At 34.2% G+C, this 15,086-nt stretch carries 17 protein-coding genes and 1 riboswitch; of the genes, 13 read left to right on the top strand and 4 right to left on the bottom strand.

Translation table 11 applies throughout. From position 1 onward, the window contains the following. Positions 1–5 precede the first annotated feature (5 nt). The 4 genes from DN408_RS27505 (at position 6) to DN408_RS27490 (ending at position 4,336) form a co-directional block, all read left to right on the top strand. Positions 6–827, top strand: coding sequence for a peptidoglycan-N-acetylglucosamine deacetylase (locus tag DN408_RS27505; protein WP_033731516.1), 822 nt, complete (start codon positions 6–8; stop codon positions 825–827). Positions 828–844: 17 nt separating this feature from the next. After that, positions 845–1,501, top strand: a complete 657-nt coding sequence (locus DN408_RS27500) for a YkyA family protein (protein ID WP_033731514.1) — start codon at positions 845–847, stop codon at positions 1,499–1,501. A 210-nt stretch (positions 1,502–1,711) separates the two neighbouring features. Then, positions 1,712–2,473, top strand: a complete 762-nt coding sequence (locus tag DN408_RS27495) for an ABC transporter ATP-binding protein (RefSeq protein WP_098632319.1) — start codon at positions 1,712–1,714, stop codon at positions 2,471–2,473. Between the two features lie 15 nt (positions 2,474–2,488). Then, positions 2,489–4,336 (top strand): FtsX-like permease family protein, encoded by a 1,848-nt coding sequence (locus tag DN408_RS27490; protein ID WP_147740462.1) that lies wholly within the window; start codon positions 2,489–2,491, stop codon positions 4,334–4,336. A gap of 168 nt (positions 4,337–4,504) precedes the next feature. On the opposite strand, the gene DN408_RS27485 is transcribed toward DN408_RS27490, so the two are convergent. From DN408_RS27485 to hpt, 3 genes are all read right to left on the bottom strand, one after another. Continuing rightward, positions 4,505–4,684, bottom strand: coding sequence for a cold-inducible protein YdjO-related protein (locus tag DN408_RS27485; RefSeq protein ID WP_002015777.1), 180 nt, complete (start codon positions 4,682–4,684; stop codon positions 4,505–4,507). Between the two features lie 149 nt (positions 4,685–4,833). Further along, positions 4,834–5,736, bottom strand: coding sequence for a diacylglycerol/lipid kinase family protein (locus DN408_RS27480; protein ID WP_078178540.1), 903 nt, complete (start codon positions 5,734–5,736; stop codon positions 4,834–4,836). A 150-nt stretch (positions 5,737–5,886) separates the two neighbouring features. Continuing rightward, positions 5,887–6,414, bottom strand: coding sequence for a hypoxanthine phosphoribosyltransferase (gene hpt / locus DN408_RS27475; RefSeq protein WP_000687586.1), 528 nt, complete (start codon positions 6,412–6,414; stop codon positions 5,887–5,889). Between the two features lie 161 nt (positions 6,415–6,575). On the opposite strand from hpt, the gene DN408_RS27470 reads away from it, so the two are divergent. From DN408_RS27470 to DN408_RS27445, 6 genes are all read left to right on the top strand, one after another. After that, entirely contained in the window at positions 6,576–6,791 is a 216-nt protein-coding gene (locus DN408_RS27470; RefSeq protein ID WP_002129607.1) for a hypothetical protein, read from the top strand. 185 nt (positions 6,792–6,976) lie between these two features. Continuing rightward, a complete protein-coding gene (locus tag DN408_RS27465) occupies positions 6,977–7,309 on the top strand; it encodes a hypothetical protein (protein ID WP_000410949.1) in 333 nt (110 codons plus the stop codon). Between the two features lie 186 nt (positions 7,310–7,495). Then, complete coding sequence (locus DN408_RS27460; RefSeq protein WP_078178541.1) at positions 7,496–8,077, top strand: LPXTG cell wall anchor domain-containing protein; 582 nt, start codon at positions 7,496–7,498, stop codon at positions 8,075–8,077. An 89-nt stretch (positions 8,078–8,166) separates the two neighbouring features. After that, entirely contained in the window at positions 8,167–8,787 is a 621-nt protein-coding gene (locus DN408_RS27455; protein WP_002129602.1) for a class D sortase, read from the top strand. Positions 8,788–8,840: 53 nt separating this feature from the next. Next, the gene (locus DN408_RS27450; RefSeq protein WP_000041840.1) at positions 8,841–9,530 is read left to right on the top strand and encodes a response regulator transcription factor; all 690 of its coding nucleotides are present in this window, start codon (positions 8,841–8,843) and stop codon (positions 9,528–9,530) included. Further along, a complete protein-coding gene (locus DN408_RS27445; protein ID WP_147740461.1) occupies positions 9,527–11,404 on the top strand; it encodes a sensor histidine kinase in 1,878 nt (625 codons plus the stop codon). The genes DN408_RS27450 and DN408_RS27445 overlap by 4 nt, the downstream gene beginning before the upstream one ends. Before the next feature lie 208 nt (positions 11,405–11,612). On the opposite strand, the gene thiT is transcribed toward DN408_RS27445, so the two are convergent. Next, positions 11,613–12,284 carry an energy-coupled thiamine transporter ThiT gene (gene thiT / locus DN408_RS27440; RefSeq protein ID WP_078178543.1) on the bottom strand — a complete coding sequence of 224 codons (672 nt, stop codon included), beginning with the start codon at positions 12,282–12,284 and terminating at the stop codon, positions 11,613–11,615. 86 nt (positions 12,285–12,370) lie between these two features. Continuing rightward, positions 12,371–12,472, bottom strand: a riboswitch (TPP riboswitch). Positions 12,473–12,666: 194 nt separating this feature from the next. Here thiT and DN408_RS27435 point away from each other — a divergent pair. Genes DN408_RS27435 through DN408_RS27425 form a run of 3 tightly spaced genes read left to right on the top strand, consistent with a single transcriptional unit; the run spans position 12,667 to position 15,063 of the window. Beyond that, positions 12,667–12,894 (top strand): FeoA family protein, encoded by a 228-nt coding sequence (locus tag DN408_RS27435; RefSeq protein WP_000060512.1) that lies wholly within the window; start codon positions 12,667–12,669, stop codon positions 12,892–12,894. Further along, positions 12,891–14,879: a ferrous iron transport protein B gene (gene feoB, locus DN408_RS27430; RefSeq protein ID WP_002167503.1), complete on the top strand. Its 1,989-nt coding sequence runs from the start codon at positions 12,891–12,893 to the stop codon at positions 14,877–14,879. Before DN408_RS27435 ends, feoB begins: the two co-directional genes overlap by 4 nt. Before the next feature lie 16 nt (positions 14,880–14,895). Then, complete coding sequence (locus DN408_RS27425; protein ID WP_000989601.1) at positions 14,896–15,063, top strand: FeoB-associated Cys-rich membrane protein; 168 nt, start codon at positions 14,896–14,898, stop codon at positions 15,061–15,063. Positions 15,064–15,086 lie beyond the last annotated feature (23 nt).

Here is a 15,086-nt window from a genome sequence, read left to right as displayed (position 1 = left end):
ATAAAATGGGGAAATTGTTAAAGGTAAAAAACATAGTTGTAATGACAGTAGCTACAGTTGTAGTGGGAGGAGCTTTTTTCGTATTTCAATCGATAACCTCACCTGCAAAAGCGATAGCAAATCAAGAAAATTCAGTTCAGTATGCAAATGAACAAATAAAAGTGGAAATGAATAAGGTAGCACCAACGCAATTTAATGGTCAAACTAGGAAAATTGCCTATCTTACTTTTGATGATGGTCCAGGAAAGTATACGGCACAGTTACTAGATATATTAAAGGAAAATAATGCGAAAGCAACATTTTTTCTAATCGGTCAAAATGTAAAATCATATCCTGATTTAGTAAAACGAGAAGAAGTAGAAGGACACTATGTGGGAATGCATAGTATGACGCATAATAACAAGAAATTATATGCCCAGGGTGGCTATGTTGATGAAATGAAAGAGGATCAAAGTTTAATTGCTAGTATTCTTGGACATGCACCAAAACTCACACGTCCGCCATATGGTTCGAAGCCTGGGTTACACGAAGAGCTTCGTAATAAAGTTGTAGAAAATGGTCTTAAAGTATGGGATTGGACAATTGATTCATTAGATTGGGAATACAGTGGGATGCCGATAAATACGGCAACAGTAAAAATTGTTCAAAATGTACTGGCTGGTGCGACAGATCAAAAAGAAGTGATTTTGATGCATGACATTCATCCGCAGTCCGTTGCAGCAGTACCTGCTATTATTAAAGGTTTAAAAGAAAAAGGGTATGAATTTGAAGCATATCATGAAGATGATCATTTCCCATTGAACTTTATGCATGATAAACGTATGTAACATAGGGGGAATTGACATTGACTTATAAAGCGTTAGCGATTACGGGAATTATATCTATAAGCTTATTGACAGGGTGTTTTGGCGCAAAGCCAGAAGCAGAATTGTACGTCGCATTTGAAAACGCGATGAAGCAAGAAAAGATGGTTTCTGAAGATGCGAAAAAACTAGAGGTCTTAGAAAAAGAAGGTCAAGAGTTATACAATCAAATTATAAATGAGGGTAAAGATAGTAACCAAGCAATTATGCCGAAGTTAGAGCAAGCTACAAAAAGTATTGATGAACGTGAAAAAGTATGGAACAAAGAAAAAGAAGCTTTTGGAAAAGCACAAGAAGAAGTAAAATTAGTTCATAAAACTATAGATAAAATGGAAGATGCAGCTCTTCAGAAACAAGCGAAAAACATACAGGATATTTATAAAAAGCGTTATGCATCTTTTAGTAAGATAAATGATTCGTATCAAAAGTTAATGAAATCTGAAAGAGAATTATATAAAAGCTTAGGTGAAAAAGAAACGAACTTAAAAAAGGTTAGTGAAAAGATTAAAGGTGTAAATCAAATGAATGAGGACATTCAACGAGAAAAAGAGAAATTTAATAGATATACACAAGAATATAACAAAGAGAAATTAGATTTTTATAAACAAGCGAAAATTAAGATGAAAGAGGAGAAATAAATACTTTATTTCTTACTCCAAAATAGAATAGAGAAATCAAAAGTCCCAAGCTACTAGCCTTGGGGCTTTTTCATATTCTTAAAGAAATGTTAAGAATATCCGCTGCTATTTATTAAGAAATGCTATCTATACTTAGAAATGGGTTAAGAAGTGCTCGGAAAATATGTAGGGAAAATAAAAGATAGGAAAAAGAAGTGTAGGAGGATATATATGAAAGCATCAGTTGTAGAGGTAAAGAATGTACAAAAGGTATACGGTAAAAAAGATGAGAGTCAATCACATGCGCTAAAGAATGTATCGTTCTCAATTCAAGAGGGTGAATTCGTTGGAATTATGGGACCATCTGGTTCAGGAAAAACAACATTATTGAATGTAATTTCTACATTAGATAAGGCAACAGGTGGAATTGTTGAAATTGCTGGAATAGATATTACGAAAATGAAGCAGGGGGAATTATCTGATTTTCGCTCAGAGAAACTAGGGTTTATCTTTCAAGATTTTAACTTACTTGAAAATTTATCAATCTATGAAAACATTGCATTACCGCTTTCTCTGCAAGGTGTTCATTCGAAAAGAATTGAATCAAAGGTGAAAAAGGTAGCAGAAATGTTAGGAATTTCAGAGATTCTTCAAAAATATCCGTCCGAAGTATCTGGTGGACAAAAACAACGTTCGGCAGCGGCCCGTGCACTTGTACATGAGCCAGCCATTATTTTAGGAGATGAGCCAACAGGAGCGCTTGATTCTAAAAATGCGAAAAGTTTATTAGAGTCGATGACCAACTTAAATGAAGAACAGGATGTTTCGATTATGATGGTTACACATGATCCATTTAGTGCGAGTTACTGCCGACGTATTTTATTCATCCAAGACGGAGAACTGTATAAAGAAATTCATCGCAGAGGTACGCGTGATGAGTTTTATAAAGAAATTTTAGATGTGCTTGCGGGTTTAGGCACACAAAAAGCATAAGAAAGAAGGTTCAACATGTTATTCAAACTTTCCATGTCGGGACTAAAAAGTAAACGAAAAGACTATATGGTCTTATTAGTTGGGCTTATTATGTCTATTTCAATTTTTTATATGTTTCAAACGTTAGCGTTAAATAAAACGTTTATTGAAGGGAATTCTATGGATGGGATTTTTTCCGTCTTTCAAACGGGCTCATTTTTATTAGGATTTATTACATTATTTTATATTTTATACGCCAATTCATTTTTATTATCACTTCGGCAAAAAGAATTTGGTATGTATATGGTATTAGGGGCAAAAAAGCATAAAATTACATTGCTCATGTTTATTGAAACAATTGTATTAGGAATAGTATCTCTTATAGTAGGTGTGATAGTCGGTATAATCTTGGCACAAGGTGTTGGACATTTACTGATGAAGGAGCTGGAATTTACTGGTGTTGGTTATCATGCATTTTATGTACCATCAATCGTTGTTACTTTCATCTTTTTCATTGCATTATTTATGTTGTCCGCAATTATGAATGGTATGAAACTAGTGCGTAATTCGCCATTACAACTCGTTCACTCCAATAGTCAAACAGAGCGTACGTTTACTAAAGGGAAACTAACGAATATAGTAGCACTTTTATCAATTATTTTATTAGTAGTTGGTTATGTTTCGATGATATATATGAAGGAGCTAAAGGAATCAGGATTTATCATTGCTACAATTACAGTAACATTAGGAACTTACATGCTATTTGCATCATTCCTTCCCATTATTATTAATAAACTAAAAGCGAATAAAAATCATAGTGAAAAAGGAATCAATGCGTTTACGTTTGCACAGTTAAGTTTCTCTATTAATAGCTTAACGAAAGTATTAGCGACAGTTGCTATGTTAGTGGCTCTTGGTGCGGGTGCAATCTCCAGTGGTATGGCGTTAAAAAATAATGTTACAAATATAGTGGAGAGTGCAGAATACTATGATGTCGAAATTAAAAATCCCACAGCAGAAGAAAAGAAAATACTAGATAGTATTACATTTAAAGAAAAGAATGAATATCGATACAAAGTAGATGAGCAGTTTATTTATCAGTTGAAAGAAGATTTGGAAAGAAATCGTCCGCTAACACGTACTGGAAAGGACGAGAATAGTAGCCGATTCGTTCCTGTTTCGAGGGAACTAATTGCGGGATCCGTTTTAAGTCATAGCCAAGAAAAAAATGAGAATAATACCAATGTAATTCCAGAAGAATGGGGAAATATTTTACGGTCTCTTCAAAAGACATATATGAATCCTAGTCAAAAGATAAAAATTGTAGATCAAAAGATGTATGATGGGATACAAGGTAAAGAAGAAATTATAATACTGGGGAAAACGGACAATTTTATAACGTATAAAGAAGAATGGAAAAAAATTGATGAATTAGAGCTAGCTAAATATAAAGATATGAAAGAAGTACATCTTTTGAGTAAATATATGCTGTATGAAGGATATTACAGTACTTACAGTGGAACAGTATTTATGGGATTTTTCTTAGGCATAGCTTTCTTAGCAATGTTGGCAAGTTGTTTAATGTTTAAAATTCTTTCTGGTGCTTCAAAAGATATTATTCGCTATCAAATGCTTCGTAAAATTGGTGTACGTTATGAGCTATTAACGAAATCAATTTATAAAGAGTTATTTTTCATTTTCTTGTTCCCAGCGATCGTAGGTATAACGCACGTATTAGTCGGAATGAACATGTTCTCGTTCTTAATAGATAATCCATATTTCCGGATTTGGCTGCCGATTATTATTTTCTTAGTCATTTATGTGTTTTATTATTTCATTACAGTTCAATTGTATAAAAAAATTGTTCTTCCGAAAGAAGTGTAGTATGTAGTGAATAAGGGGGATGATGAATCGAGCTAAATTTAGGGGAATATTATATGGAATTTATAGCGATGAAGAAGTTAAATAATGAAAGAAGCAACTTGTACTGTAGATAAGGAGAAACAAAATCCTCTATTTTTTTAGTATATAAAAGATAAAGAGGGAAAGGTATTATAACTTCTGTAGTAATCGTTCGCCGCTTTTCATGTCGCCTTTACACAACGGGCATTGTGGCTTATCTTCTAAAGAAAAGTTTTTACGCATCCATCCAAGGCAGTCGTCTGCTTCGCATTCCCACACAGCAATTGCTTCTGGTTCTTCTACAGGTTTATCATTTTTTCTCCAATACATGTGATCGCTTCTTTAATTTGAAAAGTTTTTCGGAAAAAACAAAAAAGGTTGTTAACGTTTTTTGTTAACAACCTTTTATTTATTCATTATACTGTATTTTTTGAAAAATGCGAAGTTTAGTAATTATTAAAGTTATATTGAAATAGTGATTATAAAAGCTTAGGATTATAAATCATCGTAAAGTGTCCTTGTAATAGTTCAATATGACACGGTGTATGAAGCGAGCATTCTCCGTCTGTATCTACTTCTTTTTCTTCTTCTGTTTCAATATGAATTGATTTTGCTTTTACATGGAAGATGTCATTTTCATTTGAGTCTTCAAATAGTTTCTTTCCGATATAATCTTTAAACGCTTGAATGCCTGTTGATTTGACTACGAAAATATCAAGTGTTCCGTCATCACATTTTACGTTCGGAATAAAGGATGGGATACCCCCGAGATATTCACCGTTTCCAACCATAACAAGGACAGCTTCATCTTCATACACTTGTCCGTCGTAAGTAATTTTTACTGGGAATGGTTCAGCATTTTTTACAGTTCGAATGGTGCTTAAATAGTAACCAATTTTACCAAGCTTTGCTTTCTCTTCTGCATCAATATTGTTTGATACTTCAGATACGAGTCCAATGCCCCAGAAGTTTAAGAAGTGTTGTCCGTTTGCTTTTGCGACATCAATTGGTTTTACATGTCCTTTTGTAATGAGTTTCGCTGCTTCTGCAATATTTTGCGGAACACCAAGTGTGCGAGAGAAGTCGTTGCAAGTTCCGCCTGGAATGATTGCAAGTGTAGGTCTAGTTTCAAGAGGGGCTAAGCCATTAGTGCATTCAAATACAGTTCCGTCACCACCAAAGACTATAATTAAATCTACTTTACTAGCAAACTCTTGGCAATATTTTGTTGCATCACCTTGTTTTTTCGTATGAAGGATATGTAGGTCAGGAAAAGCTGTGGCAAGTGGTGGTACGATTTTTGTTAAGTTCGTATGTAAATCGCCTTGTCCTGCTTTCGGATTTAAGATGAGGAGTACTTTTTCAAATTTTGTTTTTGTCATTCTTCATCTCTCCCTTTGTTTTTATAAATTACGGTAGAAATAAAACTTCCACCAATAATGCATGGAAGCTTATTTGATCCCGCTATTTGCGGGCCAATAATCATTGGGAATGGACAAAAATCCCACTGATTAAGGTTTCACTTTATTATATTATTCCGTTACAACTGAAGCGATAAATGGTAAGTTACGATATTTTTCTGCGCAGTCGATACCGTAGCCAACGATAAATTCGTCTGGAATTTGGAAGCCAACATATTCAGCTTTTAAGTCCACTTTACGGCGTTCAGGTTTATCAAGTAACGTACAGAATTTCAATGCTTTTGGTTTATGCATGAAGAAGTGATCTTTTAAGAAGTGAAGTGTTAAACCAGAATCGATAATGTCTTCTACGACAATTACGTTTTTTCCAGTAATGTTTACATCGATATCTTTTAATAGTTTTACTTTTCCAGTTGTTTCTGTTTGATTTCCGTAGCTAGATGCAGAGATAAAATCGATAGTTACTTCGTTTTTAATATGACGAATTAAATCAGCAGCGAATACGAAAGATCCTTTTAATACAGCGATTACAACGATTTCTTCTCCTTCAAAATCACGTTCGATTTGAAGTGCTAGTTCTTTTACTTTTTCTTGTAATTGTTCTTCAGAAATTAAAGTGTCTTTTATTTCAATTTTCATTTGAATCCTCCTACAGTGTAAAACTTGTGAACATTTCGACTGTAAAGGATAGAAAGAAAAAAGTCAAAGAAGATATAAGGTTTTTACAGAAATGCCCACAAAATAGTCAGATGATATGATATACTGATCATATTAAGAAAACGCTTCCGTGAAGGGTGATTATGATGAAAAAGAAACAGTATACAAGTGTAACATTTATAAAAGCATTGCTTTTAACAATCGTTCTTGGTATGTTGGCTTACATAATTGATGTACCTGCAATTCGGATTTCATTAATTGGAATGACTTTAGTATTAGGCGCAATTTCCCACGGTATGATGTCACAGCTGCAAGAAGTTGGACTTGATGATATGAAAGATCATATAGATAAGAAATGAGAAACCTTCACGTATATAGAGTGAAGGTTTTTTCGTTTCTTACAAAAATGTAAGGTGATTTGTAAGACAAATCGATAGTTGCATAGTAGTGTTTTGGATAAACTATAAGTGTAAGGTAAAAGGCAAGCATATTTTAGGTAAATTAAGTTTTAGGCACTCTATATGTGAAAAAGGAGTAGGAGGGCATGGAGAAACATTGGACGACCTTTTCTTTTTTAGCAACTAGTAACACCGTAATGCTAGCTGGAGAAATGGATTTTTTGCATACGTTTGATCGAGAAGACGATCATTCTTCTTCTAAATTTACAATGAAATGGAGTAAGTGGAGCGATAGTTGTAAATTGGAAGAAGAGGCCCCTAACGAAAGGCAAAAAATTATTTTAACAAATCCTATTAAAGCATGGGTCGTTCAATGTCGTAAGTGTAACGTCAAAAATCACTTCAAGAAAACTGAGCCGAGACAATTAGTTATCACTCCGGCCCTTTCTACTTCTCAATCACGCGAAAGTAACAAATAAATATCGAGACACACACCCGAAAAAACATCGTATATATTACGGTGTTTTTTTATTTTTCTAAAATGAAATCTTTAACAGAATTCCATTTCATCTGCATCTTATATTTACATCTCTTGTTTATTCTAGTAATACATCCGGTGCGACGTGATGTGTTACTAGAATAAAGTATAAAAGGAGAGAAATAAAATGAAAAAAAAACTATTACCAATTTGTGCAATGGCACTCTTAACAGTAGGATATTCTTCAGTAGCGAGCGCTTCTACTGGAACATTAACAAAAGAAGAATCAGCGCAAATGCAGCAAGATAAAGCTAAAAAAGAAGAAGCAATTAAGGAACAGCAAAAGAGCGAAGTAGAGAAAAAAGAAGCAGCACAAGTACAAGAAAAAAGTGATATGGCTAAAAAAGAAGAAGCAATTAAGGAACAGCAAAAGAGCGAAGTAGAGAAAAAAGAAGCAGCACAAGTACAAGAAAAAAGTGATATGGCTAAAAAAGAGGAAGCAATAAAAGCAGGGCAAAAGAATGATACAGCGAAACAAGAAGTAACACCACAAGTGCAAGAAAAGGAAGCTCTTGCAAAAAAAGAAGCAGCAATTAAGGCAGGGCAAAAGAATGATGCAGCGAAACAAGAAGTAGCGAAACAAGCTGTACAAGGTGAAAAATTACCAAACACAGCATCAAATAATGTAGCAATGATGGCATTAAGCGCATGTCTTGTAGCGATAGGGACATTATTTGGTTTGAACCGTCGTAATAAGATTAAGGCATAAATAAAATATTGTTCTATAAAGAATGGGATAATTTCATATATTAAAAATGGTAGGTTACTCCTACCATTTTTTGCATGGAGGGATTCACAGTGACAGTTCTAAATCGTATTGGATTTACGTTAATGATAGTAGGCTTATTAATGGGAGCCTATTACGCTTTTGAATGGTATAAAGGAAAAAGTTCTGCACAAGATTTAACGACAGAAGAAATTAAAAATTTTGAACAACAAACATCCAAGCAGCATTCTAGCGAAGTACCAGTAAATGCACAAGTACCTTCTTCTCAAATACAACATAAAGAAGGAGAAAAGATAGCTATGTTAAATATACCGAAAATAAAGAAGAAATTTTCTGTTTATTGGGGAGCGAATGATGCAACTTTGAAAAAAGGAGTGGGTATGTTTGTTAGTGATTTAACGACAACTCCATCTGGAGGAGGACATACTGTACTCAGTGGGCATCGAGATACTGTATTTACAGATTTAGGAGAGTTAAAAGAAAAGGATAACCTTATTTTGGAGTATGATAATAAAACTTACACATACGAAATTCAAAAGACATGGATTACACATGCGGATGATCGTACCGTTATTGTTAAAAAAGAAGAACCTACATTAACATTGACGACTTGTTATCCATTTGATTATATAGGGGATGCACCGGATCGATATATTATCGAAGCAAAGTTAATTACGAGTAATTCAAAATAAATTATAGAGCTTTGAATAGTAATTTCTTAAAGCGAGAGGGGGAGACATAGATTATGTCAAAAAACATTTTGATTGTTGAAGATGAAGATATTTTACGCGAAATATTAAAGGATTACTTTTTGAGTGAACAATATAAAGTGCTTGAAGCGAGAGATGGAAAAGAAGCTTTAGTCTTATTTGAAGAAGAAGAGGTCGATTTAGTTATACTTGATATTATGTTGCCGGAACTTGATGGATGGTCTGTTTGCCGAAGGATTCGTAAGACGTCCGGGGTTCCAATTATTATGCTGACGGCACGTGTAGATGAAGATGATACATTACTTGGGTTTGAGCTTGGGGCAGATGATTATGTTGCGAAACCATATAGTCCGCCTATTTTATTAGCGAGAGCGAAACGATTATTAGAAAGCAGACAAGCATCAAAAAAACCTTTGGAAAATGAAGATGATACGTTATCAATTCATGGCATTCACGTCCATTTTCCGTCACGTACTGTTACTGTTGATGAGGCAGACATTACTTTAACACATACAGAATTTGAAATATTAGCTTATTTCATGAAAAATCAAGGGATTGTACTAACAAGAGAACAGTTAATTTCAAGAATTTGGGGGTACGAATTTGCTGGCGATGATCGAACGGTTAATAGTCATATTCGTAATTTGCGAAATAAATTAGGAGAGAAAGCAAAGTACATTACAACTGTAGTGCGAACCGGTTATAAATTCGAGGGGAACATATGAGAACTGGGATTGTACTTAAATTATTTACACTTACAACAGCTCTATGTATGTTGATTTTAGCGACGATATTTATTGGGCAAACAATATTTTTCAAACAATATTATGCGAATCGAAAAGTGGAAGATATTAAAGTGAACTTAAATTCCTTTGCAAAGAACTATTTAAATTATGCAGGAAGTGCAGAAGAAGTTCAGAAACTGGAGCAAGATTTTTTAAGAGAAAATAATACGTGGATTACGACTTTAGACCAGTATGGGAATTTAAAACATGCGGATGATTTTTATTTTGAAGTAACGATAGACCGTAGGCAACAAAAGAGCTTTGGACAACAAATATTCAAGATTCCCTTAGGTAATCTCGTCAATATAGAGGAGATTGATAATAAATTATCAGAGAATTTTTCAGGACAAGAAATTTATTTTTCTGGAGTGAGAAAAGAAGAAAGTTTTATTCCATTCTCTTTCTCGTTAGGTAAGCAAAATTTAAGTGGATCTAATAAACCGTTAGAAAAAGCATTTAATGAGAAAATGATTAAATTAGATCAGGAGAAAAAGATTAAATTAGATCAGGAGAAAAAGAAAGAAGCTGAGGAACAAGTTGTTAAGGAAAAGAAGCCGGCCGTTCAGGAGCAAGCTGCTCAGGAATTAGATGCTCCCATAGTAGGACGTGTTACGAAAGTACAGTTCCCCGATGTAAAAGGTCCTGTGAATCCAATTTATAAAAATAGTTTATTCTTAGATAGCATAAAGGAATTTCAAACTGATTTATTATTAAAAGAGAATAATCATATACAGTATTCAACACAAATAATGGACTATGAAAAAAATGATATAAAATATAAATTATTAATTAAACCCAAAAAAGAAAAAGACGGATCGGTAACATATATATATGCGATGGCTTCTTTACAGCCTGTAGATGAGGCTGTACAAATGGTGCAAGATTATTACATCTATATTGTTGCATTTGTAGTCGTTCTAATTTTTCTAGCTTCGTTTTATTACTCAAAACAAATTGCAAAACCGCTACTAAAAATAAATGATACAACGAAGAAAATAGCTCATTTGGATTTCACAGAAAAAATTCCGATTACTTCAAAAGATGAAATTGGTGATTTATCGCAAAATATTAATACATTATCTAATAAACTACATTCACATATTGGACAGTTAGAACAAGATATTGAAAAAGAAAGAAAGTTAGAAAACACAAGGAAAGAATTTATTGCGGGTGTATCGCATGAACTAAAAACGCCGCTGAGTATTATGAAAAGCTGTATTTCCATTTTAAAAGATGGGGTAGCTGAACATAAGAAAGACTACTATTTTCAGGCGATGGAAAAAGAAGTAGACAAGATGGATATACTAATTTTGGATATGCTTGAATTAGCTAAATTTGAGTCTGGCACATATAACATGAAGATGGATTCTTTCTATATCGATGGAGTGATTGAAGAAATATGTGAACAGCTTTCATCGGAGATAGTGAAAAAAGAACTGAGTGTGCACAAACATATATGTCCAGCTGAAGTGGTTGGGAATCAAAATAGAATTGAACAAGTAATTGTGAACTTCATTACGAATGCAATACGTTATACACCAGATAAAGAGGATATTATTATTTCCACAATAGACGAGAAGAATTATATAAAAGTGTGTATTGAAAATAAGGGTGCCCACATTGAAGAAGAACAATTAGATAAAATTTGGGATCGTTTTTATCGAGTAGATGCGGCACGGAAACGTTCACAAGGTGGAACCGGGCTTGGCCTTGCGATTTCAAAAAACATTTTAGAGCTGCACAATGCTGAATATGGGGTCAAGAATACAAAAGATGGTGTGTTATTTTACTTCTATTTACCGAAAAAAGCGTAGACAATACTATCTACGCTTTTTTAATTTATTTTCATATTATCTTTACCTAATCTTTACTTCTAAACAGTATACTTTGAATAGAAAATGAGGTTATGTAAGGAGTCGATGAACCGTGCATAGCAATTGGCTAAGTATAATGGTATTTATTTTCTTTTGTGCATTTATTGTATTTTTAATTGATATTACGATGTGAAAAAAGAGCGCTAAGTTAAGCGCCCTTTTTTTGTGAATTTATTTGATAAGCACTCATGCTTTTGAATAATCTTGGTGAAGTGATAAATAAAAATATAAGTAAAACGGTACATAGAATATAGGAACCAATCATTGTGCTACCGTTAAATATTAAAGAATATAGAATAGCTGATTGACCTTTCGGTGCATATTGTCCCCAGAAAATAATACCGGCAATAAAGTGACAGAAGTAACGAGCTAGACTACCGATAAAAGTAGCAATGATAATGTATCCAATTACTTTCTTTCCTTGGTTTTGTTTTGATGAAGGCTTATCTTTACGGCTACTTAAGTTTGATTGTTCGTTTTCATTCTTATTAGATGCTAGAAGTGCTTTTTGAATTGGACGATAGAATAAACCAGCAAATCCAATGAATGCGAAAGCAACGAAGTATTCAATGATTACTTGAATTGGTGTGACGATAATGGCATCGCCTACGACAATTTGTAATAATCCCCAAATTAAGCCTCCTAAGAAAGCCATTTTGAAGCCCCAGCGGTATGCGATAATAAAGATAGGAATCATAGCGAATGAGATGGAACCGCCTGTTGCTGATATTTTGATTGAAAGTGGTAAAATATCGATGACCAAGGCGAAGGCTGCAAGAATAGCAGATTCGATCATCGCTTGTAAATTGGTGTTACGCATGTTGTCTCCCCCTAAATCCAAGTTGCAAAAAAAGAATAGATATCATAGGAGGATACGAAATACGTAAATAAAAAAAGAGGTGTGTATTTCGGACGTTTGCACAATTCCTGCGTTAGCATTAACTAACAGGTTCAAAGGGTCGGAACGAATTGTTCCCTCTCAGCGGTAAGGCTCCCCCTGTGATAACGAGATTCTTTATTTGCTATTGTTCATTGTAAGCGAAATGGATGAGAATGGCAAATGAATACCGTATGACAATTATTGAAATAGAATTGTAGCGAAATGTTAATAAATATGAAGCAAAAGGGTATAGTCCAATTGAAATAGAGTATGATATAATTTTCCTGAAAATAATTATCATTCTCTTCTGAGGGGGAAGGTTATGAGCTTAGTAGATATTAAAATTGGCGAGAAAGTGTTAGTAAAAAGTATTCAGTCTTTAGATCAGTTATTAAAGCGTAGACTAGCTGCTTTCGGTCTCGCGGAAGGAAGCGAACTTCGCTTGAAACAGAAAGCGATGTTTAAAGGTCCTTGTACATTGGAGTGTCGTGGACAGTTAATTAGTATTCGTCATTGTGACGCGAAAATGATAAAGGTGGAATTAGCGTGAATAAGGTTGCTTTGCTAGGGAATCCGAATACAGGGAAAACATCATTATTTAATGCACTTACTGGTTCTTATGAATATGTAGGAAACTGGAGCGGTGTAACAGTAGAAAAGAAGGTTGGTAAATTAAAAGATAAGCAAGGAACATTAATTGATTTACCAGGCGTTTATGATTTGAATCCAGTTTCACGTGATGAAGGTGTCGTTACGAATTTTCTACTAACAGATGAATTTCATCATATGTTAAATATAGTGGATTCTTCTCAATTTGAGCGAAATATGCATTTAACATTGCAATTACTTGAATTTGGTAAGCCCGTTTCAATTGGTTTAAATATGATTGATGTGGCAAAGCAAAGAGGAATTGTGATTAATGTAAAACGGCTATCAGAAATATTAGGTGTAACAGTCGTTCCTGTCATCGCAAGAACCGGAAAAGGCTGTGAAGAATTACTTACTACTCTTCATGAAGAGAAACAAAAAGAGAAAAAGCCATTCATTATTTCATATGGTGTACAAATGGATGAAGGAATTGGAGAGGTAATCGCTCTTTTAGAGACAGCGAATTATGAGCATCCGAGATGGTTAGCCCTTCAATTTTTAAGCAATAACGAAGTAGTAGAAAAAGAAATGAAAGCATTACCAATTTATAAGGAACTTATAGCCATTCGATCTCGTTTAGATGGAAAACTTGATTGTACGTTGGAAGAGCACATTTACAAGACTCGTGAAGCGTATATTGAAAAGTTAAAAACAAATGTTATGCAACATGAGAAAGAAGGAAAAATTCCTTTTTCAGAAAAAATTGATAGGTTAATTACACATAAAATTTTAGGACTTCCAATCTTTTTAGCAGTTATGTTTTTTATTTTTCAGGTTACGTTTACGTGGATTGGTACACCTTTATCTGATATGCTTGATGGATTTTTTGGCGGACAACTTACTGATTGGGTTACAGCTGGGCTCACAAGTGTTGGGGCTTCTGACTTTATTCAAGCACTCGTTACAGAAGGTATTATTGCTGGTGTTGGTGCGGTATTAGTATTCGTTCCACAAATCTTTGCACTATTCTTCTTCATTTCATTATTAGAAGACTCAGGATATATGGCACGAATTGCAGTTGTTATGGATAGAATTATGGAGTTTTTCGGTTTAAACGGAAAAGCATTTATTCCGATGATTATCGGCTTTGGATGTAACGTTCCAGGTATTATGGCAGCGAGAACGATTGAACAAGAAAAAGAAAGATTACTTACCGTTCTTGTAACACCATTTATGTCTTGTTCAGCACGTTTACCTGTATATGCATTATTTGCGGGAGTATTCTTCCCTAATAGTCAAGCGACTGTTGTGTTCTCTTTATACATTGCAGGTATTGTTCTTGCATTACTCGTTACAAAAATTATGTCTCTTACTATTTTAAAAGCAGAAAAATCTATTTTTGTAATTGAACTACCACCTTACCGTGTGCCGCAAGCGAAAACGTTATGGCTGAGCACGTGGGAGAAAGGTAAAGGATTTGTTCGTAAAGCGGGTACATTCATCTTCGGTGGTTCTGTTGTCATTTGGTTATTAAACTATGCAGGTCCATCAGGATTTGGTGTTGATATGGGAGACAGTTTCTTAGCGATGATTGGTGGATTTATTGCACCACTTTTTGCACCGCTCGGCTTTGGAACGTGGCAAGCTGCAGCATCCCTTTTAACAGGATTTTTAGCGAAAGAAGTTGTCGTTTCTACGATGGCAATTATTTATGCGGTTAAAGAAGATGTGCTAGGAAATGTAATGGGAGCACATTATACTGCGCTATCAGCCTATGCATTTATGTTCTTTATTTTATTATATGTTCCGTGCTTAGCGACAGTAGCTGTTATTAAACGTGAAACAGGATCGATGAAATGGACAGTTTTCTCTGTCGTTTATCCGCTCGTTGTTGCTTATGTATTAACGCTCATTATATACCAAGTTGGGTCCTTACTCGGATTCTAGAAGGAGATGTATCGCGGTGATGGTCAATATTATAATTGGAGCTATCATTTTTGGTTATGCAGCATATACGTTAGTTAATTTTGTAAAGAGAAGTAAAAAGGGAAAATGCGCAGCATGCTCTTTAAGTAAGTCATGTCAGTCGCAAACTTGTAGTCCAGATATGGAGCAAATTGCTCATAAATAGAAAAAAGCTTTGCGAATTTCGCA

The sequence above is a fragment of the Bacillus sp. AR13-1 genome, from assembly GCF_008042285.1.
In the GTDB taxonomy this organism is placed as follows: domain Bacteria; phylum Bacillota; class Bacilli; order Bacillales; family Bacillaceae_G; genus Bacillus_A; species Bacillus_A mycoides.
Note: the sequence above shows the minus strand (reverse complement) of the source record. Positions and strands in the feature narration are given on the sequence as shown.

What these genes read in the sequence shown, in the direction of transcription:
- thiT (WP_078178543.1), bottom strand. Translation starts at nt 12,284, where the DNA reads ATGCGTAACACCAATTTACAAGCGATGATCGAATCTGCTATTCTTGCA.
- DN408_RS27435 (WP_000060512.1), top strand. Translation starts at nt 12,667, where the DNA reads ATGAGCTTAGTAGATATTAAAATTGGCGAGAAAGTGTTAGTAAAAAGT.
- DN408_RS27480 (WP_078178540.1), bottom strand. Translation starts at nt 5,736, where the DNA reads ATGACAAAAACAAAATTTGAAAAAGTACTCCTCATCTTAAATCCGAAA.
- DN408_RS27485 (WP_002015777.1), bottom strand. Translation starts at nt 4,684, where the DNA reads ATGTATTGGAGAAAAAATGATAAACCTGTAGAAGAACCAGAAGCAATT.
- DN408_RS27465 (WP_000410949.1), top strand. Translation starts at nt 6,977, where the DNA reads ATGGAGAAACATTGGACGACCTTTTCTTTTTTAGCAACTAGTAACACC.
- DN408_RS27445 (WP_147740461.1), top strand. Translation starts at nt 9,527, where the DNA reads ATGAGAACTGGGATTGTACTTAAATTATTTACACTTACAACAGCTCTA.
- DN408_RS27495 (WP_098632319.1), top strand. Translation starts at nt 1,712, where the DNA reads ATGAAAGCATCAGTTGTAGAGGTAAAGAATGTACAAAAGGTATACGGT.
- DN408_RS27460 (WP_078178541.1), top strand. Translation starts at nt 7,496, where the DNA reads ATGAAAAAAAAACTATTACCAATTTGTGCAATGGCACTCTTAACAGTA.
- hpt (WP_000687586.1), bottom strand. Translation starts at nt 6,414, where the DNA reads ATGAAAATTGAAATAAAAGACACTTTAATTTCTGAAGAACAATTACAA.
- DN408_RS27505 (WP_033731516.1), top strand. Translation starts at nt 6, where the DNA reads ATGGGGAAATTGTTAAAGGTAAAAAACATAGTTGTAATGACAGTAGCT.
- DN408_RS27490 (WP_147740462.1), top strand. Translation starts at nt 2,489, where the DNA reads ATGTTATTCAAACTTTCCATGTCGGGACTAAAAAGTAAACGAAAAGAC.
- DN408_RS27450 (WP_000041840.1), top strand. Translation starts at nt 8,841, where the DNA reads ATGTCAAAAAACATTTTGATTGTTGAAGATGAAGATATTTTACGCGAA.
- DN408_RS27470 (WP_002129607.1), top strand. Translation starts at nt 6,576, where the DNA reads ATGATGAAAAAGAAACAGTATACAAGTGTAACATTTATAAAAGCATTG.